This window comes from Aromatoleum evansii (assembly GCF_012910805.1).
Lineage (GTDB): Bacteria > Pseudomonadota > Gammaproteobacteria > Burkholderiales > Rhodocyclaceae > Aromatoleum > Aromatoleum evansii.
In genome coordinates, this window is the sequence record NZ_WTVK01000019.1 from 56508 (window position 1) to 81618 (window position 25111).

Annotated in this window: 40 protein-coding genes; 4 read left to right on the forward strand and 36 right to left on the reverse strand. The window is 60.5% G+C overall.

Features of this window, described 5'->3' with window-relative positions:
- Window positions 1-32 precede the first annotated feature (32 nt).
- From GO615_RS11715 to GO615_RS11800, 18 genes are all read right to left on the reverse strand, one after another.
- Window positions 33-857, reverse strand: coding sequence for a Mom family adenine methylcarbamoylation protein (locus GO615_RS11715; protein WP_211167065.1), 825 nt, complete (start codon window positions 855-857; stop codon window positions 33-35).
- 104 nt (window positions 858-961) lie between these two features.
- Entirely contained in the window at window positions 962-1183 is a 222-nt protein-coding gene (locus GO615_RS11720; RefSeq protein WP_169128172.1) for a hypothetical protein, read from the reverse strand.
- 97 nt (window positions 1184-1280) lie between these two features.
- Entirely contained in the window at window positions 1281-1460 is a 180-nt protein-coding gene (locus tag GO615_RS11725; RefSeq protein WP_169128174.1) for a hypothetical protein, read from the reverse strand.
- Window positions 1461-1467: 7 nt separating this feature from the next.
- Window positions 1468-2208: a hypothetical protein gene (locus GO615_RS11730; RefSeq protein ID WP_169128176.1), complete on the reverse strand. Its 741-nt coding sequence runs from the start codon at window positions 2206-2208 to the stop codon at window positions 1468-1470.
- 494 nt (window positions 2209-2702) lie between these two features.
- Window positions 2703-2936 carry a hypothetical protein gene (locus GO615_RS11735; RefSeq protein WP_169128178.1) on the reverse strand — a complete coding sequence of 78 codons (234 nt, stop codon included), beginning with the start codon at window positions 2934-2936 and terminating at the stop codon, window positions 2703-2705.
- Window positions 2937-2992: 56 nt separating this feature from the next.
- Window positions 2993-3202, reverse strand: coding sequence for a hypothetical protein (locus GO615_RS11740; RefSeq protein ID WP_169128180.1), 210 nt, complete (start codon window positions 3200-3202; stop codon window positions 2993-2995).
- Window positions 3203-3217: 15 nt separating this feature from the next.
- Complete coding sequence (locus GO615_RS11745; protein ID WP_169128182.1) at window positions 3218-3421, reverse strand: hypothetical protein; 204 nt, start codon at window positions 3419-3421, stop codon at window positions 3218-3220.
- A gap of 22 nt (window positions 3422-3443) precedes the next feature.
- Window positions 3444-3746 (reverse strand): hypothetical protein, encoded by a 303-nt coding sequence (locus GO615_RS11750; RefSeq protein ID WP_169128184.1) that lies wholly within the window; start codon window positions 3744-3746, stop codon window positions 3444-3446.
- A gap of 2 nt (window positions 3747-3748) precedes the next feature.
- Entirely contained in the window at window positions 3749-4423 is a 675-nt protein-coding gene (locus GO615_RS11755; RefSeq protein ID WP_169128186.1) for a lasso peptide biosynthesis protein, read from the reverse strand.
- Between the two features lie 448 nt (window positions 4424-4871).
- Entirely contained in the window at window positions 4872-5168 is a 297-nt protein-coding gene (locus tag GO615_RS11760; protein ID WP_169128188.1) for a hypothetical protein, read from the reverse strand.
- Between the two features lie 9 nt (window positions 5169-5177).
- Window positions 5178-5705 carry a hypothetical protein gene (locus GO615_RS11765; protein WP_169128190.1) on the reverse strand — a complete coding sequence of 176 codons (528 nt, stop codon included), beginning with the start codon at window positions 5703-5705 and terminating at the stop codon, window positions 5178-5180.
- A 29-nt stretch (window positions 5706-5734) separates the two neighbouring features.
- A complete protein-coding gene (locus GO615_RS11770; RefSeq protein ID WP_169128192.1) occupies window positions 5735-6082 on the reverse strand; it encodes a hypothetical protein in 348 nt (115 codons plus the stop codon).
- Between the two features lie 58 nt (window positions 6083-6140).
- Window positions 6141-6371, reverse strand: a complete 231-nt coding sequence (locus GO615_RS11775) for a hypothetical protein (RefSeq protein ID WP_169128194.1) — start codon at window positions 6369-6371, stop codon at window positions 6141-6143.
- A gap of 31 nt (window positions 6372-6402) precedes the next feature.
- Entirely contained in the window at window positions 6403-7077 is a 675-nt protein-coding gene (locus tag GO615_RS11780) for a tyrosine-type recombinase/integrase (RefSeq protein WP_169128196.1), read from the reverse strand.
- Window positions 7078-7550: 473 nt separating this feature from the next.
- Window positions 7551-7871: a hypothetical protein gene (locus GO615_RS11785; protein WP_169128198.1), complete on the reverse strand. Its 321-nt coding sequence runs from the start codon at window positions 7869-7871 to the stop codon at window positions 7551-7553.
- A 101-nt stretch (window positions 7872-7972) separates the two neighbouring features.
- Window positions 7973-8149 carry a hypothetical protein gene (locus GO615_RS11790; protein ID WP_169128200.1) on the reverse strand — a complete coding sequence of 59 codons (177 nt, stop codon included), beginning with the start codon at window positions 8147-8149 and terminating at the stop codon, window positions 7973-7975.
- Window positions 8150-8221: 72 nt separating this feature from the next.
- Complete coding sequence (locus tag GO615_RS11795; protein WP_169128202.1) at window positions 8222-8695, reverse strand: hypothetical protein; 474 nt, start codon at window positions 8693-8695, stop codon at window positions 8222-8224.
- Between the two features lie 71 nt (window positions 8696-8766).
- Complete coding sequence (locus GO615_RS11800; protein WP_169128204.1) at window positions 8767-10062, reverse strand: RsmD family RNA methyltransferase; 1296 nt, start codon at window positions 10060-10062, stop codon at window positions 8767-8769.
- Window positions 10063-10175: 113 nt separating this feature from the next.
- Here GO615_RS11800 and GO615_RS11805 point away from each other — a divergent pair, with 113 nt between their 5' ends.
- Window positions 10176-10832: a hypothetical protein gene (locus GO615_RS11805; RefSeq protein WP_169128206.1), complete on the forward strand. Its 657-nt coding sequence runs from the start codon at window positions 10176-10178 to the stop codon at window positions 10830-10832.
- Here GO615_RS11805 and GO615_RS11810 read toward each other — a convergent pair.
- The gene (locus GO615_RS11810; RefSeq protein ID WP_169128208.1) at window positions 10829-11173 is read right to left on the reverse strand and encodes a hypothetical protein; all 345 of its coding nucleotides are present in this window, start codon (window positions 11171-11173) and stop codon (window positions 10829-10831) included. The two genes, GO615_RS11805 and GO615_RS11810, sit on opposite strands and share 4 nt — an antisense overlap.
- Window positions 11174-11359: 186 nt before the next feature.
- On the opposite strand from GO615_RS11810, the gene GO615_RS11815 reads away from it, so the two are divergent.
- Window positions 11360-12487: a hypothetical protein gene (locus GO615_RS11815; protein WP_169128210.1), complete on the forward strand. Its 1128-nt coding sequence runs from the start codon at window positions 11360-11362 to the stop codon at window positions 12485-12487.
- 295 nt (window positions 12488-12782) lie between these two features.
- Here GO615_RS11815 and GO615_RS11820 read toward each other — a convergent pair whose 3' ends face one another.
- From GO615_RS11820 to GO615_RS11855, 8 genes are all read right to left on the reverse strand, one after another.
- A complete protein-coding gene (locus GO615_RS11820) occupies window positions 12783-13169 on the reverse strand; it encodes a DUF6941 family protein (protein ID WP_422614269.1) in 387 nt (128 codons plus the stop codon).
- Window positions 13170-13183: 14 nt separating this feature from the next.
- Complete coding sequence (locus tag GO615_RS11825; protein ID WP_169128214.1) at window positions 13184-13654, reverse strand: helix-turn-helix domain-containing protein; 471 nt, start codon at window positions 13652-13654, stop codon at window positions 13184-13186.
- On the reverse strand, window positions 13590-13991 hold the full coding sequence (locus GO615_RS11830) for a hypothetical protein (RefSeq protein ID WP_246262244.1): 402 nt from the start codon (window positions 13989-13991) through the stop codon (window positions 13590-13592). Before GO615_RS11830 ends, GO615_RS11825 begins: the two co-directional genes overlap by 65 nt.
- Window positions 13992-14470: 479 nt before the next feature.
- Window positions 14471-14869, reverse strand: coding sequence for a hypothetical protein (locus GO615_RS11835; protein ID WP_169128218.1), 399 nt, complete (start codon window positions 14867-14869; stop codon window positions 14471-14473).
- Between the two features lie 62 nt (window positions 14870-14931).
- Entirely contained in the window at window positions 14932-15372 is a 441-nt protein-coding gene (locus GO615_RS11840; RefSeq protein ID WP_169128220.1) for a hypothetical protein, read from the reverse strand.
- Between the two features lie 108 nt (window positions 15373-15480).
- Entirely contained in the window at window positions 15481-15720 is a 240-nt protein-coding gene (locus GO615_RS11845) for a hypothetical protein (protein ID WP_169128222.1), read from the reverse strand.
- 4 nt (window positions 15721-15724) lie between these two features.
- On the reverse strand, window positions 15725-16018 hold the full coding sequence (locus tag GO615_RS11850; protein ID WP_169128224.1) for a hypothetical protein: 294 nt from the start codon (window positions 16016-16018) through the stop codon (window positions 15725-15727).
- Window positions 16019-16121: 103 nt separating this feature from the next.
- The gene (locus GO615_RS11855) at window positions 16122-16475 is read right to left on the reverse strand and encodes a hypothetical protein (RefSeq protein WP_169128226.1); all 354 of its coding nucleotides are present in this window, start codon (window positions 16473-16475) and stop codon (window positions 16122-16124) included.
- A gap of 262 nt (window positions 16476-16737) precedes the next feature.
- On the opposite strand from GO615_RS11855, the gene GO615_RS11860 reads away from it, so the two are divergent.
- Complete coding sequence (locus GO615_RS11860; protein ID WP_246262245.1) at window positions 16738-18174, forward strand: RNA-guided endonuclease InsQ/TnpB family protein; 1437 nt, start codon at window positions 16738-16740, stop codon at window positions 18172-18174.
- An 85-nt stretch (window positions 18175-18259) separates the two neighbouring features.
- Here the strand turns inward: GO615_RS11860 and GO615_RS11865 are convergent, their stop codons facing one another.
- The 3 genes from GO615_RS11865 to GO615_RS11875 are packed head-to-tail and all read right to left on the reverse strand — an operon-like array spanning window position 18260 to window position 20169.
- A complete protein-coding gene (locus GO615_RS11865) occupies window positions 18260-18775 on the reverse strand; it encodes a PD-(D/E)XK nuclease family protein (RefSeq protein ID WP_169128228.1) in 516 nt (171 codons plus the stop codon).
- A 3-nt stretch (window positions 18776-18778) separates the two neighbouring features.
- A complete protein-coding gene (locus GO615_RS11870; RefSeq protein ID WP_169128230.1) occupies window positions 18779-19201 on the reverse strand; it encodes a CFI-box-CTERM domain-containing protein in 423 nt (140 codons plus the stop codon).
- Window positions 19198-20169: a hypothetical protein gene (locus GO615_RS11875; RefSeq protein ID WP_169128232.1), complete on the reverse strand. Its 972-nt coding sequence runs from the start codon at window positions 20167-20169 to the stop codon at window positions 19198-19200. Before GO615_RS11875 ends, GO615_RS11870 begins: the two co-directional genes overlap by 4 nt.
- Before the next feature lie 334 nt (window positions 20170-20503).
- Here GO615_RS11875 and GO615_RS11880 point away from each other — a divergent pair, with 334 nt between their 5' ends.
- Complete coding sequence (locus GO615_RS11880; protein WP_169128234.1) at window positions 20504-21034, forward strand: hypothetical protein; 531 nt, start codon at window positions 20504-20506, stop codon at window positions 21032-21034.
- On the opposite strand, the gene GO615_RS11885 is transcribed toward GO615_RS11880, so the two are convergent.
- The 6 genes from GO615_RS11885 to GO615_RS11910 form a co-directional block, all read right to left on the reverse strand.
- Window positions 21031-21555, reverse strand: coding sequence for a hypothetical protein (locus GO615_RS11885; RefSeq protein ID WP_169128236.1), 525 nt, complete (start codon window positions 21553-21555; stop codon window positions 21031-21033). The two genes, GO615_RS11880 and GO615_RS11885, sit on opposite strands and share 4 nt — an antisense overlap.
- Complete coding sequence (locus GO615_RS11890; protein WP_169128238.1) at window positions 21542-22627, reverse strand: SprT-like domain-containing protein; 1086 nt, start codon at window positions 22625-22627, stop codon at window positions 21542-21544. Before GO615_RS11890 ends, GO615_RS11885 begins: the two co-directional genes overlap by 14 nt.
- Window positions 22628-22791: 164 nt before the next feature.
- Complete coding sequence (locus tag GO615_RS11895; protein WP_169128240.1) at window positions 22792-23373, reverse strand: hypothetical protein; 582 nt, start codon at window positions 23371-23373, stop codon at window positions 22792-22794.
- Between the two features lie 333 nt (window positions 23374-23706).
- Window positions 23707-23850 (reverse strand): hypothetical protein, encoded by a 144-nt coding sequence (locus GO615_RS11900; RefSeq protein WP_169128242.1) that lies wholly within the window; start codon window positions 23848-23850, stop codon window positions 23707-23709.
- A gap of 110 nt (window positions 23851-23960) precedes the next feature.
- Entirely contained in the window at window positions 23961-24383 is a 423-nt protein-coding gene (locus GO615_RS11905) for a hypothetical protein (protein WP_169128244.1), read from the reverse strand.
- A gap of 73 nt (window positions 24384-24456) precedes the next feature.
- The gene (locus GO615_RS11910) at window positions 24457-25002 is read right to left on the reverse strand and encodes a hypothetical protein (RefSeq protein WP_169128245.1); all 546 of its coding nucleotides are present in this window, start codon (window positions 25000-25002) and stop codon (window positions 24457-24459) included.
- Between the last annotated feature and the right edge of the window lie 109 nt (window positions 25003-25111).

The window sequence follows — 25111 nt, forward strand, 5'->3', positions numbered from 1 at the left end:
CAACCCGGGCATTTTAATCGTTTAGCGCCTACTCACGCCGCCACCGGATACGGCAGTGCAGGCGCAAACGTGGCTTGAGCGGCATGACGCCGGCGGCGATCGCCTACGGCCAGTACATAGGCGTAATTGCCCGGATGCTGAATGGAACGAAACGTGCCAGATTGAAGGGCTCGTTGCACGTACTCATCAGGTGCCTCGCCGAAGGCCCGTTCGGGCGCCCCGTAACCGAACAACAGCCGGTATGCAGCGTCCGCACCACGTTCGCCGTTGCGTAGCTTGGAAAGCGTCCGCTCGCTCACCACGCGCCCATCCGGGGCCAGCACCAACTTCCGGGAGCGCGAGCGGCCCACATGCCGGGCGTTCAGCGCCCGATAGATGATCCCCACATGGCCTGGCATCACGACGGCACCATCGCTACGGGCCCGAGCCACAGGATCGGCGTAGCTCACCACCGCCTGCACAGTCAGTTCCTGTGCAGCAAGCCGCAGGGCGCGCGCGCCGAAGAAACTTTCCCCGTTGCCCGGCACGGCATCCAAGAGCACGAAGCGCCCGAGTTCCACCCCCTGATCGGGCGCGCATCCGGCGTATTTCGGCACAACCGATTGGTTGCACGGCACGCTGAAGACCGCGACGCCGCACAGCACCGCCTGGGGCCCGAACAAGCCAACCGAGAGGCGCGCAGCGGGCATCGAGGCCGAGTAATGATGCGCCTGCACGAAGACGCGAGCATCGCGTTCGCTTAGGACATCAACGCCGTAGATCGACGGATCGAACGTCTCGCCGATGCCCCGGTACAGATCCTTACGGTCGCGCCAGCGCTGGCAGCGGACTTCGCGAAGAGGAGAGGACGACGACATGGAGCCTCCGGCAAATCAACATAGTGCCGACCATGCTGTCAGTGCGAAGACCCAATTCAAGGGGGTATTTGCGGGACGTGCAATACCAACTCGAGAAAGGCGCGTTACAGATCAACCCCTATCGGGAGGATGACAAGGCGATCAGGAACCTGAGGCACAAGCCGACGGGCGGCGGCGATCAGATCCTCGTTCCCAAAATGCTCGGCGATCGGCTCCGAAACCAGCACACGCCCCTTCCGTCCAGTTTCGGGGTTGTAGTCGACGATCGCGGCGACCATAGGCAGTGGACGTCGTTTCACCAAGAACATAGCCTTTTTTTTCATCATGCTCCTCTGGATCCCCCAAACGGCGCACTCGCCGACAGGCTGCTGGGAGTGAGGCCCCAACACACAACGGCCGGGGATTCCCGGCCGTGTCACGAACTCAAGCTTCAAGAAGCACTGGATACCTTCGCTTGTCGTTGCGCCGCTTGGCGGCCGCCTCCAAGCGCGCACGATCCTCCGCAGTGATCACCGGCACCTGCTTCATCGACACAGTAAACACACGTCCGCCCTTGGCGTTCGCCTTGGGTTTCTTGGCGATTTTGGCGATACTCAGTTTCATGTCGACCTCAAAACTCACCCTTGCTGTCTAGATAGGATAGCAACTTTCGCCACGATCTACTATCGGCCGCCAGATCAAAGCGCATAAGGCGCTGCGACCCATTGCCCTCCCACCACGTCGGGTCAATGGCAAGCACCTCCTGGACGGTCTGGCAATGCGCCAGATTCGGCGCTCCTGCAACCTCTTCCGGTTCGACCGGCGCATCGAAACCGAGTTTCGGCCAAACCTTGAACCCATGGTGTGCACGGCTATAACCCACTCCTCCCGCTGCGATCAGTTCTATCCAACGGATCCCGAGCAAGAACGCAGTGATTGCGCTCAAGGCAAAGGTGATGGTGCCGAGCAATGGTGGAGTCTTTCGTCCGTTCAGAAAAATGTGGTCCACAAACATCTCCCCGACAAACATATCGAGACCGCCCTCAGTTTGGGCGATACCGATCCGGTTCTTATGCTGATTCTGGATCAGGTGTGTGTGGATCACCGTGTAGTAGAGACCGGGAGGAGCATCGTCGAGGCTCGTGCGCGACTCACGCTGTCGATGAACCCGACTGCCGTTAAAGACTCCGAACAAGTGGGCAAACCCGAGCGTATCGAGTGACACATCCGGGAAAACCTCCACCTGATCCTCTGGCTGCAATCGCGCCCCATCCAGTCTCAAGTCCTCGCCCGAAAGGTGACGCACCGCCACGTCATGATTAATTAGCGCCAGATGATATGCCTGCAGCGTTTGGCCGTAGAACTCGTCCATGCACATCGTTCCGTATGAGACTGGATAAATCGGATTCTCGCATTATCTTCCGTTCAAGCCCCTGATCGCGGCGGGATGCGCCGTCGTATAAAAGCGATGAGCGAAAGATGCCGATGCGCTAAGTAGCATGCTGCCGCAAGTGTTCGTCGAGCAGCCGGTGCGCTTCCTCGACTGCAGCTCGGGCTTTCGCCAAGGACTGGAAGCTCCCAACCGAACTCTCCTTGACGCCCATCACTCGGGCCGCTGAGCGTTCGGGAAAAGCGAGGGGGAACCATACGAAGCCCTTGATTCTGACATTCCACTGTCGTCGCCCACCCGCCCCAACAGGCCGAATCACGGCAAACTCGCGCCCTCCAGCAAGCACGACTTGGCCACCGATGCCGCCAGTAGTCCGAGGTAGCCACGCGAGGTCGCCGGCCTGCGTGTTTGTCGGGGTGACGGTATCGAGCCAACGGCCGAGGGAGGGCTCGTCGATCATGACACTTTTGTCTCGGTTATTCGCCGCGGTCTCCGCGCGCTTCCCACACCATCCAGGCCATCATCGGCAGGACAAGACACAGCAGCCCCGTCAGCACACGAAACACATGGATGTATCCGTCTCGCGCTTGGGCAGAGTTGACACTGACCGCTCGCAGCGTATCGACGAGCAGGTATCCGAGCGGGTAGCTGAGCGCAATCACCACAAGGGCCGCAAGTGCGAGCTGCCAAATCTGCAAATCGTTCCGCATGCAAATACTTCCCTGTTTAGCTGGCTTCGTACCAGACGCGGACACCCTTTCCCTTGTCAGTCGGTGCTTTGGCGCACCGCGTAACCGGAGGCATAAATGGGCGCAGGTTGGCCTCGAACGACGGTCGGCCGGAAGCGAGAAAGCACCTTCCCGTCGGCATCGAGTTCGTAGCGAAAGCCATCTCCAGCACCGGCTTCGAGGAAGCGAGCAGATGCCTGTTGCTGGCCGGCCGCAGTAAGTTCATCAAAAGGGTATGAGCGAGCCATGGTCTTTCCCGTGGTCTATTCGAAGGGTGGAATGTAGCGTTTCGCAGCCACATAAAAGCGCTCGCCGGAGAGCACGAAGGCCGCCCCCATGAGCGGCATGACACAACCGATAATGGTTAGCACCAGAAACCAACCGGAACGCCAATTTGCAGGCTCCCACAGCGACCAGAGGAAGGGGGTCAAAACCAGCAGCGCCACTCCGTAAATCCGATAAAGCATCTGAATTCCTTATTCTTGTTCGTTACGCCTTCCGCGCCGTAGACGCACGCGAAATGGAATCGATGATGCTTTCGTCGGGGCGCGTCAAAACGGCATGCTCGAAGAACGATCCGTCGAGTTCTTCGACGTCATCTTCCACTCGCCCAGCCTTGGCGAGGACCCCCTGCACGGCGTCAGCGGCCTTCTGCTGGCGCGGAGACCCGCAATTGCCAAACGCCGCATACATCTCTTCCAGCGCCGACAGCAGCTCGCTATAGGTCGGCAGGGCGGCGTTGTTCGCGTAGGCGTCAGCCTGGGCAATGGCTTCGATTTGGTGCGCGTTCATGGTCATTTACCATCAAGTCGAATTGTCCGTCTTGTAGAGCCGTACTTCTTTTCAACGCCAGAGAATGTCAAATCGATATCTATGCGACCAGCAAATGCCACAACTAATATCCAGATATCTAGTTCTGGTTGGACGGCGGCATATTCGCTGAAGGTTGCTGAAGCTACTTGCATTGCTTCCGGGCCGAAGCCATGCCCACTTTCTATCCCGTATATCAGCCCTGTTTTTTGATTCGTCTCCAAGTCGATTGACGCAAAAACTGGGCCGCCCACATGTTCCCCGCCGGCCTGGGGAAGACTTACTGCTGCATCGAAAATCAAGCCATCAACCTCTACCCAGGAATGATCAAAGACTCCGACAGGCGACCTTACTTCTCCGATGTTCAAGGTTGGAGACAGCCCCAGCTCAGAGAACAGCATGTAAAGCACTGCCGATGTGTCATGACAAGCGCCAGCGTAATCGTGCTCCCAGATGAACCGAAGAACCACTTCCCACGCTTTGATGATCTTCTGGCCATCAGCAATACCGTCTGATGCTTTACGCCCCCTGTTGAGCCAAGTTGCTACTTTCATTTTCTGGGTCTTTTCCAATGCTTTACGTTTTTTTATCAGTCGCTTGTCGGCTCGATGAAGGTCGCGCCCGTTTTCGTAGCTACCAGCTTCACCCCTGGCGGCCAACGCTCCCCCACGTTGCGGTCCCAAATAAGAAACGGCATTTCATGGTGCATCCTGAGGTCCAACAACCCAAGGGCGATCAACGCAATTTCGGCAAGCCGCCGACGAGGCCCTGATCGCGTGCATCGCCACTCGCACGTGACCTCCGTTGTCGATGCCACAAGTCTCTTATTTGGGACCGGCTCTCGATGAATGGTCAGCAGTAATGATCGACCTTCGAACACGCGAACTATTGAGATTGACGTGTCCGCAGGATCAATTTCAATCCGAAATCGACCTGCAACGAGCGGCTCTGGATGTGGACTTCTGTCCGGCGCGAGCAGCAGCACTTCGTCAATCAACCTAAAAGCCTTTACGACGTCATCCTTCTCCAAGTCAGAAAGGAGCGACAACATCGAATTAGCGCGACCAACAAGGGACTTCGCTCTCCGCACGATTTAAAGTCCATTCCTTATGCATCACCACCTGTTGCGGTGGTCGTCGGCGGCCACATTGAAGCCCCTACCATGACAATCAACGCCACCAACGCTAGAACAGCCAATAAGACCGCTCCATTGGCGAGACCAACCACTATCTCCATCTCTTGGTTGTGGCGAATCACCAGCCCACATGCCGGGGCACCAACGTATAACGGCGCCGGAATGGCAAAGCGAACCGCCCGATCCTGGTGCGAGCCATAGCCGGTGAACGTCAGCAACAGTGCGATGCCAAATGCTATGCCGCCTGAAATGTATGCAATTAGCTCCATGGTCTTTTCCTATGTACCAGATCGAAAGCTGAACTCCTGCCCGCAAGATATGCACTGATGAGTGTGCTCGGCGCCGGACGCATACGCGTCTTCCGCGATCTCATTTTGCGTGCCGCAGTGGGAGCACTCTGCATACCACTTAGTCTCGCCCCATGCGAGCGACGGACGCTTGTCGCGGTCTTTATCAAAACGAGCAAGCAATTCCTGATAGGCATGGCAGAGAGCATCCATATGCTTCCATGCTGCTACCAGAGCCTCCTGATGGCCGGTTGAAATCCGGCGAAAAGCCTCTTCTGAGGCTCCTCGGGAATGCCCGCTCGTCCGAAATGACTCAATGAGCGTCGCATGGCTCTGGAGTACCCCAGCCCACGCAATTTGTTCGTGCGCAGCCGTCTCTCGGGCGACATTCCATGCTTCTAATGCATTGTCCAAGTCTGATTTCGTGACGGGGCCGCCTTGGGAAGGCTTGGACTGGACGATGGGTTCCGCCAGAAGTCTATCCAGAAGCTCATTGTGGTTCGCTTGTGCGTCATCCATGACCGGTATCCTTTTCCCTTGTCTTCGCGTTACCGTTCCACCAATACTGCATCGCATGGGCGCGACAGTCGCACGCTCTGTGTCACAGATTCCACGACTTTGTCTAAGAGCGCCTGTACTTTCTTGCTAGTACGTCCGCCGCTGTAGCGGTATTGCCCGTTCAGCGGGCGCGACTCTTCCGCCATCTCGCTCACCAAGCGCTGCTCGGCGGTGAGCGCGACCTTGAAGGCCGTCAAGACGGAATCCTTGAATGCGTAGCTATCAGTGCGAGCCACTTCCTTGGTTGCATCCCCTCCCCATGAAAAGCCAATGCAAATCTCCATGATTTGGCCGTTGCTAGGGATTTCGATGTCAAAAAAAGCGGGCTGGATGCTCATGTTTCTTTTCCGTAAGTCTCAAATCCATGGTTTCTTATGGTACGTATTGCGTACCATGTCAAGCGCCTTTTAATGCCTTGCGCATCTTCTTCTGGTGGTCGGCAAGCAACCGGTCGATGGCGCTGCGAGCAAGTGGCGGGAGGGCGCGGAAATCCTTGGAGGTACTGGGCATTCGATAAGTCTTGAATGCCCGAGGCTTGATGCCCGCCTGCTCTGCAAAGTCGTCCCACTCCAAGCCGAGTGCGGCCTTCGCAGCTTTCAGATATTCCTGCTGGGTCTGTTCTGTCATAGCAATGCGTGATGGTACTCAATGCGTACCATCATAGCACTACCTCGAACATCTCGCGCAAGGTGTCCTCGCTGACTTCCAGGTAGGGCATCACATGGTCGAGGTCGGCATGACCTAGAAGGGTTTGGACGGTCTCCAACGATTCACCGGCCGCAAGCAGCCGCGAGGCGAACGTGCGCCGTCCGCTATGGCTGGACGCCAGGTGCAAGCCTGCCGCTCGGTATAAGCCCTTGATGTACGCCTGCAGGCTGTCTGCTGCGCGGTACTCGATGGCCTCTCCGGCTGAATTGACGGCTCGCTTGGTGTTCAGCTCATAGGGGCCGCCCTTCCACGTGAGAATCAAGCGTGTCGCCGGGCTCAGCCCTCGATACTGCCGGTCGTTGAAGGTGCAGCCGAACCGCCTTGCCTTTCGCCACTGGATGTAGCGTTCCAGGGCCGCGACGAGCTTCGGATGCGTCAGGTAGGCCAAGCGTTGCCGGCATCCCTTCGTGATTTCGGCCCGCAAGCTGATTTCGCTCTTCAAGCGGCCGGAGGGTAGCAGCACGTCGGCGACGGTCAGGCGAGCGGTCTCGGTCACGCGGAGGCCGCAGGAGAAGCCGAGCCAGAGGATGAGCACGTCGCGCTCAGGATGGCGGCTGGTGGCCTCGGTGACGCGAAGAAGGTGGCGAAGTTGGGAGGGAAGAAGAACAGCGGCGCGCTTGGTCATGTTGGCAGTCCTCGTAACGCGGTTGGAAAATGGTGCGCGTTACGAGCGAATGACGTTGGGCTCGTTTGACAAGAGTACAACATCATGAAGCCGCGCGGGCGTTCGCATCCTCGGAAAGACCGGAAGTTACGAGAGCGGGCGGTGGACGTGAAAACGCCCCGGCCGTCAGAGACGGACGCGGGGCGTGAATTGAGTCGGCTACATCCCGAGACGGGGTGCGCCTTTCAGCTTACCTATCGAAGCGGGGCACTCCTTGTTAGCGAGCCAGGCATACAACTCCTGGTCGGAGGTTCCTTTTGCAAAGGGAATCCTGTTCAGCGATTCACTCGGGCAGTCTTGGTAGCTGAAACAGAAGCTGATTAGCTCCAGTCTCGGGTCATAGTCCGCAGGCTCGCGCAAGATGTCCCATACCGCCCAATCTGCAACGTCTGTTTCAGTCATATTGGTATCCTTATCGTAACGTGCAATTTTCTCTAGGCGGGGGCAAAACACACCTTCCCGTCATGAGCCTCAACAACATCCGAATCGAGTTGCAAGCTCGATTCTTTCGCAGGAAACCACGGGCTACTCCAATCCAGGAGATACCGCCTCCCCGTAGCGTAGAGTGAGCACGGCGTTTCGGGCTTGTAAAACCCGGTAACGCGCAGCCCCCGAAACATCACCCCGTACTCATTGGTGAAGGCGACGATATCGCCAACCCCAAATTTCAACGGCTCCCCATTCTCAGGAGCGAAGGGTTTTTCGGTGTCGTGTTGAGCTACAACGCGCTCTTCGTAGTCCCAAATGCTGCTCATTTTCGTCTCCGAAATGGAGCCCGTTGCGCCACCAGACCCTTGCGGGCAGTGACCCGCAGGGGCGTTGGTTGTCGTAACGCTTTCTGCGAAAGAAACTCGCCCTATTGCGTCGCGGCGCGTACGGCGAGGCCGTCGGCGTGACGCTCTGCGCCTTCAGCCGACTTGAGAGCCTGCCGGACCTTGTCTACCGCGCGGGTTGCCCCGGCGACCTTCAAGAGATCACGCGCTTCGCGCAGCTTCTGGATCGCGTCCTGAACGGACTTCTGCTTGCTATTCATGTTTGCTCCTTGCTTGCAAAATCCCGGAGCGCCTCCCCGTCGCGGGGAAGGCCCCGCGGGGGTGATTGATGCTTACAGCTTCACGTCGATGTACGGCACCAGCAGTCGCAGCGTCAGGTCGACGTACTCATTGAGCTTGTCGAGGCCTGCGCACAGCAACTGGTGATGCGTGATGCCGGTAACCGGCACCATGCTATCGACGAGCACTTTCTTGGCCTGGATCAGAAGATTCTCGGCCACGCACTTCGGGCAATGCTCGGGGTCATCCACCTTGAGGCCAGCGGCGTCGCGCGCCGCGTAGGTCTCCCGGTAGAACACCTGAGCATCCTCCTCTTCGAGCAGAAAGGCCGATTTCGGATCGAGGATCACCTCGTCGGCACACCCCTGCTCGACCCACTTGCGCGCAATACGGAAGCGGTGCTTCGCGAGGATCTCGCGCTCGTAGGCTTCGACAATGGGCTGCACCGTTTGCAGATGCGCCATTGCCAGCACCACCGCTCGCGCGGCCGCGAGTTGCTCACCGTTCGGGGTGAACGTCTTCTTCATCGTGCTGGACTCCTTGATGGTTGCGCGGAGTGCGGCCCCTCGCGGGGACGAACCCCGCTGGGATGGACGCGTTACGCCGCGGCGCGCAGCCCCGTCAGGGCGGCCACACGATCGGCTTCGATCACGACACGCACCGTCGCGACACTCGTTCCGGACGCCTTGAACGCGCCGGCCGGGATCTGGATGATCTCGGCACCAACGTCCGCGAGGAACTGCCGGAACTCGACCTGCTTGCGCTGCGAACCGTGCTGCCACGACACGCTCATCACGGAGGACAGCGTGCCACCCGGCTTCAGGAAACGGACCATGTGCATAACGTGATCTATATCCTGGTTGCCCGTGAAGGGCGGGTTGGCCACGATGGCGTCGAACTGTCCGATCTCCTGCGGCGTGACCGTCAGGAAATCGCGCTCGATGACCGTGTAGCCGGCAGTGCGACGCAGGATCTTCACTTTCGCGTCCCACGCCTCGACCGTCACGACTTCAGCCGCCCCTTGCGCGAGCGCTTTCTTGGCAATTGCCCCTTCACCCGCAGAGGGCTCCAGGACGCGCTTGCCGGCGAGCGGCCCGACTGCGGCCACCACATCGTCCGCAACGGACTCGGGGGATTGGAAGAATTGCCAATCCTTCTGCGGATTGAGTCGATCGCCGCCGATCAGTGCATCGAGCACATCCTGCGCGAGCGTGTCGCCCGAGAAAACGAAGGTCAGACGCTTGTACTTCGCGCCAGCCTTTTCCAGCAGTTGCTTGATCTTCTTGTACTCAGTGATCTGCTCCTGCGGCAAGAAGATTGTGTTGCCTGCGGCCCGCAACATGCGCAATTCGCGCTTGAGGACGGGTTCGGGCTCGTCGCTGATCGCCGTGACCGGCGCCGCCACCTCGGGCATGGCGACTCCACAGATTTCGCAGAGCCGCACGGCGAAAGCCTGCCGCGTCGCCTCGGAAGGCGGCGCAAGCGTTCGGCCGCCGCAAATCTTCTGATACTTCAGCACCAGCTGAAACGGCGTGAAGACCAGCATGTACTCCGCGGCCGCCGATTGGGGCGTTACGTCGTAAATGCAGTTCTCGTTTATGACACTCACGAGTGCTTCGGTCGGTTCGACTTCCAGCGCCACGAAACGGCTGACCGCACCGTGCGTGAGCGCCGTGGCCGTCTCCGCCTCGACCCACAAGGACAAGCGAGGCCCGCCGGCGCTGCCGGGCTGGCGTGCGCTAATCAGGACTGCATGGGTGAGATCGGCGTGACCGATCGGGGTAGGTTCTTTCATCATGGGCTTCTCCAGGCGTGATGCGGAGAAGCCAACCCCGACGCGGGGAAGACTTCCCCGCGAGGGTGATGCGAAAGCGCATGGCGTCGTGCGACCCATGCGTGTTGAAATGCTGGCTACGGGCAAAAGCCCCGGTGGTGCTCAGCTACCGCTTTGACTCGATGAGTCAGAAGATGCTGCAAGCCTAACAAATTCGGGTGAGGTTGAAAACAATGTCCGAGCAGGACGAGGAAAGAACACCGTTGCGCGGCTATCTCACGATCCACGTGGGCGGCTACAAGCAGGTGCGCAAGGACACGTACCATGTCTTCTCCGCGCACCCGACCGCGCTGGTGCCGGATCGGTGTGTCCAGGCTGCAACCTATGATCCGGACACCCCGGAATGGATGGAGGAAGGCTGGGGGGTTGGCGACAACCCGCGCGATCGCTTCTGCAGATGGAACAGCTCGAAGCCGCTACGCCGGTTCAAGGGTTACGACGAGGCCGTCGCCTTCATCTTCCGGCTGCGCCAGAAGCGAAAGCGCCCGCACGAGGTCTATACGCTCGTCTATGTGACCCTTGGCGCGCTCGGCCGCCCTATCTCACAGCCCGTGTCCTCGCTCGACGAGATCCTCGCCTTCGAGGCCAAGATCGCGGCCGAACGCGAGGAGATCGAGAAGCACCAGGCCGAGCAACGCGCGCTGTCGGAGCGCGAATTTCCCGCGCGCCAGCAGTTGCGTGAGGCGTACGGCTACAGTCGCGGGGCTTCCTTGTCGAGCTTTCTTGGGGTGGTGCGCACCGAGGGACTTGCTGCGGCCAAAACGAAGTACCCCACGTCTTCCTTCTATCGCAACGTGCGCGACCTGAAATCGCTCGGCCTGCTCGATTAGGGCGCGGCCCGCACCTCGCCCGGCATCACCAGCCAGGTCTGCGCATAGTCCATCTGGCGATCGAGTTTCTCGATGCGCTCGAAACCCGTGAACACCCACTCATTCGGGGTCATGTGGCGCAGCACCACATCGACGAGCGGCGGCAGAAGGTCCGTCGGCGGCGCCACGCTGCCGTCGAGCAACCGCGCGGTGAGTGCGTGGCGGTTCAGGTCCGCAACAGCTTCCTCGCGCACGACGAGCTGCCCGCGCACGGGGCGCAGGAAGGCCAAGCGAAATCGAGGAAGAAGCCAGCCTTCGTCACGAAGGCGCAGCACGTCGACGGAAAGCTGAGTATCTGACATCCGCGCACTGTATATGCTTACAGCGCGCTGATGCAATCAGGACCCCTGCCGGATGCTGAAACGCCTACGACATCCTCCCCCACCTTTCGACGCGAAAGGAATGGTTCTATAGGCCCGCTGCACGCATTTGCCATAGGCTCGACACGATCCTTTATAGTGCCTCTTTTTGGGCCAATCGAATCGTCAATGCGAAAGCTCTACCTGGCACTGAGCCTCTGGATTGCCCTGCCGGCTTCGGCGGCTGACTGGTATTTCGTGAATTATCGCAACGAGCGCTTTGGCGACAGCGCGCCAACGCACTGTCGGTCGTTGCGGGGCGATACACCGGAAGTCCGAATGGCTAAGGTGGCCGGTGAAGGCCGATACAAGCTCGTGTCGCGCTACACAGAGCGCGATGGCGGCGAGGTCTTGCTCTACCAGGATGCCGCCGGCACCGGCGTGGCCTTTGCTGCCAGCCTGGCCACGTGCGAGGGGGCCTACTCCTCCGTTAGCCGCCTATTGCAATCGAACAACGTGGCCTCCCCTCCGGTACCGGCGGCATCTTGGTACTTCGTGAATTTGCCGGACGTTCCGGATCCTGACACGGGGGCCAGTATGCACTGCCTTCCCTTGATCAACGACGCCTCCCCGATGGCGAACCTAAATCGCATTTTGGGGCCGGGGCAGTTTGTTCAGAAGGGACGTGGGAAGGCGAGCGACGGCAAAGAAGTGTTGTCGTTCCAGACGCGCAAGGGCGAGTGGATGGTATTTGCGGGAAGTCAGGCGGCATGCGAAGAAATGTTCAGCTCCGTCAAGGCAAATCGCGCCTCAAGTCCCGCAAACCGTGAGCCGCAGATTTCCTTAGTTGGGGATACGCTTCGATATCCGAAGGGAGTAGGAGAGAAGGCATTGCTGGCCGCTGCGCCTGACCTCACCTGCCGGAAGTTCGAAGGGGATCGCGTTTGCACCGGAGCCGCCCCTCGAGTCCAAAGCGCGCTGTTGATAGGCTTGCCCGGCAACGGGCAGTGCAAGCAAACGGCAGAGGTGGTCGTGGCGCTGAAGGGAGGCAAGGTGGTCGCAGCGTCGTGCGACATCGAGCCCACCCTTGCCCGGCAGATCATGGCTCAGCACAACGCGCAGTTTGGCGGGCCCACGCTCGATACGAAATCGCTGCAGGCCATGAACATGGATTTTTACGAGTGGAAGGTCGGCTCGAACTACGTGATGGTCACCGAGTATTACGGTAGCGGCTACGGTGGCGTCCCCGTGAACAACGTCAGTGTTAGCGTATCCTCGCGATCCAATCTGCCAGTCGCGCCGCCCGACAGTAGGTAGTGCGAAGGGGCCAAGGTCGCGTAGGCTCGCGGTCAGCACCACGGCCCGGCTGGCGCAGACTCTGTAAAGCGGCCGCTGCGAGCGTAATGGGACTAGAGGATGATGACCTTCATCGCATCAAGGATCGCCTCTAACCCTGGCGCCTCAACACGACGAGCTGCCCGCGCACGGGGCGCAAGAAGGCCAAGCGAAATCGAGGAAGAAGCCAGCCTTCGTCACGAAGGCGCAGCACGTCGACGGAAAGCTGAGTATCTGACATCCGCGCACTGTATATCTTTACAGTGCGCGGATGCAATCAGGACCGTTGCCGGATACTGAAACGCCGACTCGTGAGCGTTTCGCCATTGCAATCGGCGATCGCCTGCAACCACGTTTCTCCGTCCAATTGGAACGGCGACATGGCGAGCGCAAAGCTGGTCACAAACGCGCCATTCACGGGCAGGGCGTCCCGCACCGCCTCGTTCAGCGCGATTTCGCCGGTGTCGAGAACCGGCCGATCCTCTTGCATGAGTCGCACTCGGATTTGTTCCGGAGCATCCTCGACCGGGGTGACGAGATTCACCCAAGCGCAAAACCTCGGAAGCGTGGCCGGGAACCTCTCCACGAGCATTTCGGCCGGATAGACACCCATGAGGCTGGGCTTGTTGCCAATCTCAGTGCGGATGTCGTCGCAGAACACCACTTCCAAGACGCAGCTCACTTCTTGCCCCTCAGCAACGCGTCAGCCACTACTGCAACGTCCATGTCCAGCGCCTGCGCGATTTTGGCTACCGTGGAAAGTTGTGGATCATCCAATCCCGACTCGATGCGCGACAGTCGCGACTGCGACGTGCCTGCCTTGGTGGCGAGCGCTGTTTGCGAGAGCCCTTTGCTCAACCGCAAGGCAGCGAGCGTACCCGCCTCGTGGATTGTCTCTGCAAGCCTTTCTCGTGCCCGCGCCAACCCTTCCGCGCGTCGTGGATCGGCCTCCAACCGCGCTATCCGATCCCGTACTTCGCTGAATCCTGGCCGGACGGGGGGATGAATGACCGAGACTTCCAGACTAAAAACCGCCGCCCCGCCAGCGTCAGTTTCGACCGCCGGGCCGATATGCCGCACGACTCTAGGAGAGGTCGAGACTCCGATAAACTGCGATGATGCGCTTTGAGATTGGGTGTTCTGGGTCATAGTCAAATGTGCGCGCAACAATCCCTAAGATGTAGATTCGCCGCTCAAATGGATGGAAAGCGTAGATGATCCGGTAATTGGCAGCCTCCCCCGGCACGTCGTACAGCCTGACCCGCAAGAGCGCGTATCTGCTCCACAACGCCACCCACCGCTTGATGTCGTAATCCCAATCCCCTTCCAAGGCATAGGATCTGTAGTGCTGAATCTCGGCCAGACGCTCCAGAATGACTTGAGAATCGGCAGCTTCCTCAAGGAAGACGTCTATCGCATACGCCGCGCTCTCATCCACTTCATAGAGCTCATCGAGGTCGTTCCACGCGTCGTGGGCGACGTTCATACTGTACGACGTTGATTTGGAGTATCGCATATCGTTTTCGGTATAGCAACGCTTGTGCTTGTTGGTTACACGTCGCCGACAACGATCCGCCTTGCCAGAAACCTTCCGTTTCCTTTGACAATTGGCACTTTTGCCATATAATCGCGTTCGGCTTTCAGTTTTGTTGCACGCACAATATCCACGGCCCTGTCAAGCTGTTTGCGTGTGCAACGATTGCAGCCATTCATTCAAGCCTCGACGCGCCCGGCGCATCGGGGCTTTTGTTTTGGTCAGCACCGGGGAGAATAGCCCCAGCGGCGAGTTTTTGCAAAAAAATAAAAGCTCGTAAAAACAATGGCATACCTTTTACGTCGGTATGTCAACCCTATAACTTTGTGCTTATTTAGTAGGCTCCTCGCGGGGCCAACAAAGGAAAACGCCCCACTCGCTCGATCAGCGAATGGGGCGTCGGGCATGCTACGGCACACAGCCGCAGCGGATCAGCGGCGCAGTCGGCCACCCTGCATCGCCTCGATCTGCGCCCACGACAACCCGAACACTCCGTCCGGAGCGGAAGGCATCGGCTTGGCTTGGGCTTGTGCAACCAGCGGAGGACTCTCCGCAGGCGCTTGCGTTGCATAGGGCGAGCGTCCGAGCAGGACGAGCCGCCCATCCGTCGAGTAGCGGCGCGCGGTGAGCCGGTCGGCTACCTCGTTCGCGTAGCAGATCGTCCAGCGGCGGTTGCCGCCCGTCGTGCCCTGGTCGAGTTCGAGCATGCCGATGACCGGTGTGGCGTGCAACGGATCGGGCGTGTGCGGCTCGAAGCGAACGTAATCGCCCTCTTGTGGCACATCCCCGGGTTGCGGAGTGCGCCACTCTATTCCATCGAGAAAACCCATTTTGGCCCCCTGGTCGAACTGAGAGGCCACTGACCCGCGCGGGGCACAGTGGCCCCTCGGGGTTAAGGAAACTGCGGTTTGCGGCACTCCACTTCCGGTGCGGCCTGCCGGACTTGCTCGAGCAACTCCGAGTCGAGGAGCAGATACTTGAAGGCTGCCGAGTATTCCTTGATGTTGCCGCCAAAGAACGCTCGCCCATCCTTGCCGATCTCGATCTTGCTGTGCGACTCGAAGCTCCAGCCCTGCTCGCGAACGTGACCGATCCAAGCCAGCGGCTCGGGGTGACCACGCTCGTAGCAATCGAGGTAACGCCAGCCGTTCGCCTCAAGCTGCTCCACGCGACGTTGCGCTGCTTCCGGGGTTTGCGCGCCGATCACGAACGCACCGTCACGACGGATCTCCCAAATCTCATGCTCGCCGCCGAAACCGTTGCGAAGTTCGCGGACGATCGTCACGCCCTTCTGATCGGCGTTCCTTGCGAGCGCGTGGAAAAGTCTGCTCATAATGCCTCCTTGCATGGGTAATGCCCGGAGAGCCCCCGCCCGGATGGGCGAGAAACCCATCGGGCGATGAATGAGCGGAGCCGGCGAACCGCCCCCCTATTCGCAACGTCAGTCGCTCAGCCCTTTCAGGCGCTCGAGCAACTCCTCGGGGGTTGTGCACCCCTTCATGGCCTGCTCGACCTGCCGGCAGAGCTTGTTTTTCCAGTTGCCCCCGCGGCGACGGCCGGACTCGGTGCTGCTCAGTGCAGCTGGGCGGCCCCACTGGAAAAAGTCAGGCGAGTCCTTCAAGGCCACGATGACCTGAATGACTGTCTGGACTTCTGCGGCAGAAATGTAGTGGGTCTGCATTTCATCACCCTCCGGTTGGCGAATCTTCGACATATTCCGCCCACATGCGAATCGCCACGTCCGTCGCGTTCGCGGTGTTCTGCGCTTCGCTCAGTTCATCGTCGCCCAGGTGGTCGCAACGCGTGAGTACCTCCACGTCGCCTTCGGGCAGGAAGCGATGGATCTCGATCACCTCTCCCTCTACCCAGAAAGCCGCCACATGCTTCGGCAGATCGGGCACCTTCAACTCCTCGGCGCCCGCTTCATCGTAGGGCGTCCCGCTGCAACCGGCGGGCATGCTCCATCCGAACATACTCATGTCTGCTTCTCCTTTGTCCGTTGCGGACGTTGGGCATGCAGACGGAGTTTGCCCGTCGGGCGAAACATCCGCCCACAGGCCTTCGGTTGATCTACCGCCTATCTCAGCCGGCGTCGTGAGTGATATCCGCACCTTCGCGGATAATCATGAGCGTGCCCCCCGAGGAGTAACGCCGGACGAAATACGCGGAGCCATCCTCTTCGGACAGCGCCCGGATCTTCCATGCGAAGTTCCCCATCCAGGTTCGCCACGCCCTGACGATGACCCCGGTGACGAGATCGCCCGCGTGCTCCGGAAAGAACGGCGTGTAGCGCACGAGGTCACCGACCTTCGCGCGGGCTGCGTGATTTTCCAGGAGCTTTCTTGCTGCGACAGGCTTCGGCTCGGACGCCTGCACGGGGGGTTCGGGGGTTGCCACCGGGACGGTGAGCTCATCCCCTTCGATGATGATGACCATGACTCTCCCTCAGAAAAAGCGGAGATCACGGCCCCACGGGCGTGAATCCCCGTGGGTTGTTGAAAGGCTGGGTTCAGGCAAGGCCTCGGCTGCTTCCAGCTTCCGTCTGCAGCGCAAGTACGCCGCGAGAGTGATGAAATCGTATCACACTCAGCCGTATGCACGCTGGGCAAACGGATTGCATTGCAACTGATCGCGTGGCGTTCGTGAGGAAGCAAAAAGGGGGCTTGCAGTGTGCCTTTGCGGTGATAAGGTCGTTTGCATGCTCACCGGCTATCGCTTCCGCCTCTATCCGACCCGCGCACAGGCTGCGATCCTACTGCGCTGGATCGGGTGTCAGCGGTTCATCTACAATGCCAAGGTGGGTGAGGATCGCTACTTTCGCACCTTCGCGCGCAAGGCGCTGCAGCATGCCGGAATGTTCGCGCCGGTCGATGGCACCTATGCGCAGTTCATCACCGACGAGACGGCGTGGCTGCGCGAAGTGCCGGCGCAGGTTTTGAGAAATGGCGCGGCCTCGTGGGTCACCGCCTACTCGCGCTTCTTCAAGAAGCTCGGAGGTCGGCCCAAGCTCAAACGGAAATCGGGCCAGCAATCGGTGTGGCTCACCGCCGAACTCTTCCGCTTCGAGCCCGCCGAGGGCAGTTACCGGTTCATGGTGGGCACGAAGAAATGCCCGGTGGGCGAGATCGCCTACAACGCGCACCGGCCACACACGCCACCCGCCTCGGTTCGCATCACCCTCGAGGCAGAACGCTGGTATCTGTCATTTTCGACTGAGGACGCCACAATCCTCCCTGATCCGCAGGAGACGGCCGACTGGCTCGCCGATTTCGGGCATGCGGAGCTCACCGAGCGCGCGGTTGGGATCGATCGTGGCGTCGCGGTGCCTTTCATGTGCTCGGACGGGGCGCGCTACGATCTTGACGACATCCAGAAGGCCCGGGTCGCGAAGAAGCAGGCGGCGGCACGGCGCTGGAAAAAGAAGCTCGCGCGCCGCGCGAAGGGCGGGCAGAACCGCCGCAAGGCGGCGCGGCGCATCGCGGCACTGCACCGCTACGAAACGGACGTGCGACGCGATTTCGAGCACCAGACGAGTCATCGCATCATCGCCGATCCGCGAACGCTCCTGATCGTCTTCGAGGCCCTGGGTGTGCAGCGCATGACGCGGCGGCCGAAGGCGAAGCAGGACGCAAATGGTCGTTGGGTGCGCAATGGGGCGTGCGCCAAGGCCGGACTCAACCGCTCGATCCTCGGCGCCATGTGGAGCCGAACGAAGGACTGTTGCGCCTACAAAGCCCAACGGGCCGGCAAACTCGTGATCGACGTTCCCGCCCATCACACCTCGCAGGAATGCAGCCGCTGCGGCTACATTCACCCGGAGAACCGGATGTCCCAATCCGCGTTTCTCTGCCAACGCTGCGGGCACGCGGAAAACGCCGACAGCAACGCCGCGACCAACATCCGCAATCGCGGCGTCGCCCGGATTCGATCGGGCGGCTACCGCGAGACGGAGAAGAAGCGGATCCGGCGCATGCGCAAGAAACAGCAGCAGGTAGGGGGTGGCTCCTCCGAACACACGTCTGTGGAGACCATGGTAAGTCGTGCGGCCGGCAACGGCCCTGCGCTCGGGTCGGAGAAGCAGAAAGGCGGACTCGCGAGGGCCGCAGAAACCCCCACCTCAACCACCGAAGGTTAGGTGAAGGGATTGGTCATAGGCTGGTGGGCCCAGCTACCATCTGCGACACGCAAGGTGCCGCCTAGATGCAAATATCGTAGCACACCTAGCATCGCGAGCGATGCGCACAGCTCGCACACTTCGGGCCGGTGTTGCGACGGGCGCTTTCCTTGTCCCGGCGCAGAGCGTGATAGCGGCGCATCAACGCTTCGCAGTAAGCGTCATCGCCCAACTGCACGGCCAATGCGCGGCGCTTGCCCGATCCTGTCTCGCTGACCACCACGTAGCCGGTGGGGCCGGTCGACTTGCCCGTGCGGCGTAGCTGCCACGCTTGCAACGACAACTGTGCCACGTCGGTTGCATAGAGCCGAAAGCCCTTGCGCGTCTTGTACTCGACGGGCACATAAAGCTTGTCACGCGTGCGATAAACGCGATCCGGGCGCCCTGCCAAGGCCAACTCCCCGGTTCCGGCAAAGAGGTCGCGCTCGACCATTACAAGGCGCGCGCCGCGCAGCTGTGCCGGGCGCCACGACTCGAACATCCCGCCAAACAGGAAGCGGGCCCCGAACCACAGCGCATAGAGCGCCAAGACCATGAGCAGGACGATGAGTGCTGTCGTCATGGCTCACCCCCGGAACCACAGAGCATCGATCACGCTGCGCAACAACGGCCGAAGCACGCGGCCACACCACGGAAACCGATCCATCGCACGCACCACGAGCGGCGAGAGACCGTAGTAGGCCCGTGTGAGCAGCCGCCCCGCCCGCGTGGGCATCAACACTTCGTCCCGCCACGCCCGCAGCGCCCACGTCTGCTCGGCGTCGCCCCCGTATACGTGCGTGGCGATAAAGCAGCGGCGATCGACCGCGGCGCGCATCGCGCCCTGATACTCGAACTGCTTGTGCCCGAGCGAACCGGTCAGTGCGCGCGCCTGAACGTCGAGCGGCCGCTTCTTGCCATGCGTCCAGTCGAGGACGATTTTGCGCTCGCAGTAGACGGTCGCCACCACATCGGTGATGGAGACGTAGCGCTCACCCCGGCGTTTCACGCGACAACCTCCTCGCACTGTGTCCGATGCTGCAACTCGGCCCAGCGCCACAACAATTCGTTGCGCTTGATCCCGTCGTCGCGCTCGGCCTTCGCGAGCAGAAGATGCCGATGTTCCCTCAAGACCCCCGAGACACGCTTCATGAGATTGAAGCAGGCCTGCGCCGATTCGCTGTGCAACTTCCCGAGACGCCCCCCGCTCGCCTGCAGACCCAACCCGGCGAAGTAACCGCACACAATGCGCTCCACAGCCTCGGGCGTCAGATCGGACACTTGGGACAGCATGGCTGCCCGCAAGCGGGCCTTCGCAGCCGAGATTGGACGCCGCCCACCGACATAGGTGTTGATGCGCAGGTACGGCCACTCGGGCATCGTGTCGCCCAGAACTACCCCCGCCGGTGTCGGCAGCAGAAACGGCAACGGCTCCGTCAGTCCCTTCCCTTCCGGCATCGCACGGATGGTTGTCAGCACGATGCCCAGCACGAGACTCCACAGCATCGTGGGGCGCAATTCGGCCAGCACCACCGCAGGGTCAGTCGTGCCAAGACGCTGGAATGTCCGTTCGATCAGATGGCCGCGCAACTGCACCGGCAATGCGAAACGACGTGCAGTGCCGGTCATCAAGTCGATGACCTGGGCGACGAGTCCGATCTCTCCCCATCCGGATACACCTGCCTGATCGACGTGCCAGCACAGCCAGACGCCATATCGATCGGCCACGAGGTCCGACGGCGGCACCAACAACACCCGGGAGTAGATCCGCGTCTGTTCCTTGAACATCCGGCGTGCGCCCTTGCGGGTCGCCGGCGCCGAGCAGGTTCGCGCGGCCACGCGCATCAAGCGATCAGACGCGCCCTCGGCCTCCTCGATGTCGCTTACGATCCGATGTCTCAGCCCACGGGCCAGTGCCTCGTTCACCGACACCGACACCCCCAAGTCCGCCCGTATGCTCGAACCGCAACGTTGCATGTCCTGATCCTCCTTGGCTTGAGGCTATACGGGACCACCCGCGCTTCAAGCCCCTTTCGGACATTGAGCCACCGGCTGCATCGGTGCGCACTTCGCTAAACCGCTCCTTGGCTCACCATATTCGATTGCTGCACTGCGTCATGCCGCAAAAGGTCGACTTTGTGCCCTTTTGTCGACGCACTTGCGGGCTCGATGCGTGCTTCAATTCGCGGCATGGGCACTCTTGGCGCCTCACATCCATTCGTTATTCCGTACATATTTATTCGCCCCATTTCAGTCAGCACGAACGGATATGCATAACCGCCGCCGCACAAGCGGACAAGCAATCTACAGCATGGCCTGGGACGCTATGGGGAGCGTTCGCGCCTCGCGCGACCGGCTGCCGTACTCGACGCAGCTGCTCACCTACTTGCTAAGCGATGACTCCGGCGCCACTCGGGAGGCTTTTCACGTTGGGCAGTGGCTGGCCACACTCGACATGGACTCGTTGGCACACCTTTGCGAGCTCGGCGATCGCATCGCTCAACCGGTTAGCGAACCCGCTGACCTTGAGGCACGGGCGGATCTGGTGCTACTTCTCGAGATGGCACTCTTCGAGGAGCACGCCTGCGACCTACAGATTGAAGTCTCCCCCGAGGGAGGCGTGCCGCTGCTCAAGCACATCGGGCTCTGTGCCGGCCTGGAGCGCCTGCGTCGTAATCACTGGGCGGTGATCAATTTCATCAGCATCAACCTGGAGCATGTCCAAGCCATGCTCACCCCGTCCGGAAAACGGGCGAAGGTGGATGTGTTTTGCCCTTGCCTGCTCCAGGCCTTTGACTGGATCGAGGAGCAGGCCAACATCACGGCCGAACATCGCCACTAGCCCGATCCGCGGCAGATCGGTCCAGAGCCCCATTCATCCACGGGGATAATTGCCATAAGCCTGAGAAGGTCCGGATGCCGCAAGTACCGGCCACCCTGCCGCCACGATTCCGTCAGCGTGATCCACACGGGCTCTCCTGGCACCATGGAGAGCCGCCGTACTTCCAGCACTCCGCTCCGGCGCAAGACCTCCGTGCGCAACACCCCTTGCAATCGCCGCAGGGCGTACGGGGTCTTCTCGCTGCGATCCTCTGCCAGAAAGCGCATTCGCCCCATCTCCGAGCATGCAAGCGAACTTTCCAAAGACGCTAGCGCGAACGCCAACGCAAGCGCCCTTTCGACCTCTCGGTCAGCCGCCGCATCCGTGCTCAACACTGCCTCATCAAGTCGATCCCGCAGCGCAAGCAGATACGCCAATTCGTGCGAGGCCAGCCAGTTGTCCTGCAACGAGAAGATTTCACCCAATGGCAGACGTTTCACGTACTCGCAGAGCTGCGCAAGGTCCTGCTCAAGCGTCGGCATTATCCTCTCCGTCTCCGAACGGCGGCATTCGCGTTTTGCACTTGCCGCAGATCAGATGCAGACCGGGCTTGCCCCAAGCCGCATCCCCGCAGGCCGGACACACGAACTTGACGCGCGTGGTCTTCGATTTGCCGCCGGCGCGGGCGGGTTTGGGAAACTCAATGTCCAACCCGGACGCTGACGGGGGTTTGGAAAGGACCGGGGGCGCCGCCCCCTTGGGCGGCACCACGATGCGCGGCAAACCATCATCCGCGTCCATCTGCTCGCTTGCTGGCCCGGCCAAGCCGTCCGTCCCGCCGGCCTGCGCATCCACTTGCGCATCCTTGTCCGACGCGGCCACGATCTCGATGGGGGTGATGCCATCGCTCCCTAGAACCGGCGCCAGAAGCGGCGGCGGCATCGCCGATCCACCCACTGACGCATCCTCATCCCCATATTCATCCGGATAGAGCTCACGCAGCTCCTCCTCCGTCGGGATGTAGGCGGGGTATTCCGCATGCTCCGGGTAGCGATCGAGCCACGACAGCCCGAAGTCGGTCGCGAGCAGGCGCTTCACCGACGCGAGAAACGCCCCATCGGGCAGGATGAAATGCGTCATGGATTCGCCCACCTCCTTGCCTCCGGGCCTCCCCGTGGAAGACGTCTGCAGACCGATCTCTTTCATCTTGTCCGCGAATTCGCGGTTGTGATACCCCCGCCGCCCACCGTTACCCTTGTGGGCCTGCCATTGATGGCACATCTCGTGCGCGAGGGTGGAGAGCACAGCCTCGATCGGCCGGATCGCGAAGTAGCCCGGATTCATGGCGATCTCGTCGGTCATCAACTTCGTCTTGGCATGCTGGAAGCGCTTGCGACTGAAGAAGCCGAGGAACCGCTTATTGCGCTGGAAGGTGAATAGCGCGCCGGGCAACTCCCCCCCGAACAGGTCCCTGTTTAGATGCTGGTACGCTCTCTCCAGGTCATCGTAAGCCTCGTGAGTAGGTGCGTCAGCGGCAGCCTCCCGTTCATTGCCAGAATGGGCGTTCGTGACTTCATCGACCGCATCGGGCCGGTCAAGCAGTTCTTCGGTCATGGGGACTCCAATCGTGGATTGTGCAATCCACTCGATATTCCCACTTCCCGCCCGCGAATCCAGTCACCAAAACAGCCGATTCTCCGGTGTTTGGCTGATCTCTGCTCGCACTCGTGGCTCAAGAGTTGGTTGAGCCGCGAGCCCATGACGAATCATGGCCCGTCTTATAGTCCAGTTGCGTTCCTCTTTGCCGCTTGTGCCTGCCGGGCATTCTCATATGCAAGCCGCGAATCGATTTCGTTGTAGTCGATCCTGAGTAAATAATGCTCCGGGACTCCCCCTCTTTGGGCGCGAAGTTCACAGGTACCGTACACATCACGTCCGGTCGTCCGATCAACAAGCATGAAGCTGGGGCCTGGTCCATCGAACTCCTCGATGACATTTCTCCCATACTTCTCAACGAGGATGCCTTCGATTTCGCGAAGTTCAGCAAGGCACTCGGAGCGGCTTCCTTCCTTCGCCCTACGACCACTCACGGCAATGATGCGTTTTCGATCTAGGTCGGCAATGACGCGGTAGGTCAAGAATTTCGGATTCGCTACGGGTGGAATCACTTCGGCTTCGATGTATCCAGGCGGGGAGGCAGGAATGTGCTTGTTGGGCACATACTGCAGCCCCGAAGGGGATCCTCCAAGAGGGATGCCGAAAGCGGATTCGATGGGTTCGGCTGCAAGAACTCGCGCCGGACTTGCGCATAGAAGCAAGGCGAACAGGATAGGGAACATAAATGCTCTGGTGGACACCATGTGACTCTCTTACTTGTGAGTGATAATTTTACTTTGGGAGCAGAACTCACCGGTACCGGCTGGTTAGAGAAAACCCCCGCTCATCTCTGAGACGGGGGCCAAGGTACTCATTCACCCAAGAGCCTACCTCGTTCGCACTGCGACCCGTTTATCAGCGCGTAAGAACCCGGAGACGTAGCAGCGCGCACGCCACCAACGCATCCCCGGCTCTTTCTCGGCAATGCCGTAGTGCTGGCATGCTTCGGCGTCGCACGCGAGGCTATACAGCCCGCGCTGGTGCGCGTTCATGAGCATGCAGATGAGGCCTAAGAACAAGTTCATGATTTGCTCCGCTTAGTGCAGTTCGGAGTTACGGATTTCGCAGATCGGCCACACGGTTATGACCTGATTCCCGAAGTCATCCACCACGCAGTGGTACATCGGGGAAGCGTAGAAGCCTGCGAGCGGCTCATACAGGTTGCTGGACACGGGGAACATGACAAATAACTCCTTCGTCGATACCCTCGGAGCCATCCCCCTGGGGGACGGTGAAATCCCCTTGGGCGGTCTTGTTTGCGTCAGCACCGTTCAGCGCCGACCTCTTGGCCTCAAACTTCCTGCGGCTCACTGAGCCGATGGGCGACCCACTGCCAGTACCCCTGCAGCGTATCGTCCGCCGCGACCGCCTCGCGCCACTGCGCTCGGGGCCACTCGGGATGCTCGTTGTCGTGAACGGACTGGAGCCTTTCGGCCTCACTGCTTCCAGGACGCTCGGGATCATCGGCCTTGGTGTAGATCGTGACGCCGAAGCACTCGCCGTTCGGCTTGGCCTCGTCGAACCAGAAGTTCGCGCGAAGCCCGAGGCCCGGGATCACTACGTCGTCGCCGACGCTGCGCACGTTGCCGCGCTGGTTGAACCAGGCGAGCACGAGATCCTCTTCGTCTCCGATCCGTTCCATGGCCCGGTCGGTCACGAAAAAGGGGCCCGAGAGGCAGTGCTCCTCGATCTTGGATTGCGGTATTTGCTGCATGTTTGCGACTCCGGTTGCGCGGAGCGGCACACCCCCTTGCGGGGTGGCGCCACCCCGCGGAGGTTGTAATGGGTCAGAGCGCGACGATGGTGTAATCCGTCCGTACGCAACTACCCTCTTTCTTGAGTTGGGCCTGAATCTCGGCCTGTGTGGGCTCTCCCTTCCAGTAGATGTCGACCTGATAATCGTCACCACCGGCGGCAGGATGGACCCATGCGGTCACCCGATGCGTGAAGCCCACCTTCTTCTGGCGCGCATCCCGTCGTTTGATTGCCGCCTCCTGCTTCTTTTTCGCCGCCTCATACTCGGCGTTCAAGTCGGACAGGAAGCACTTCTCGCACAGACCGTTGCGATTGGTTTCGACCGTGGCCGGATCAAACGCGGGCTTTCCGCAGCGCGAGCAGGCACACACCCCGATGGATTCGGCGAGCGCGACGACATGCGCCTCGGTCGTCTGTTCCCAGGTGACGCCCTTCTGCTGCTTGAAGGCAAATCCGCCGTCCTTCATCTCCAGTCGAATCTGGAGCGGATAGTCGCGATGCATCCACACGCACGGAGACACTTGCGCCGTGAGTTCCACGTCGGCCTTGGTGAAGCGGTGGATAAAATCTTTGTCCATGAGTGACTCCATTGATGATGCGGAGTCACACGGAGGCCCCAGAACGGGGTTCGTATGAACCCCGCGTGGGTTTGTGAAAGGCTGGCTTCTGGCCCAGCTACCATCTTGG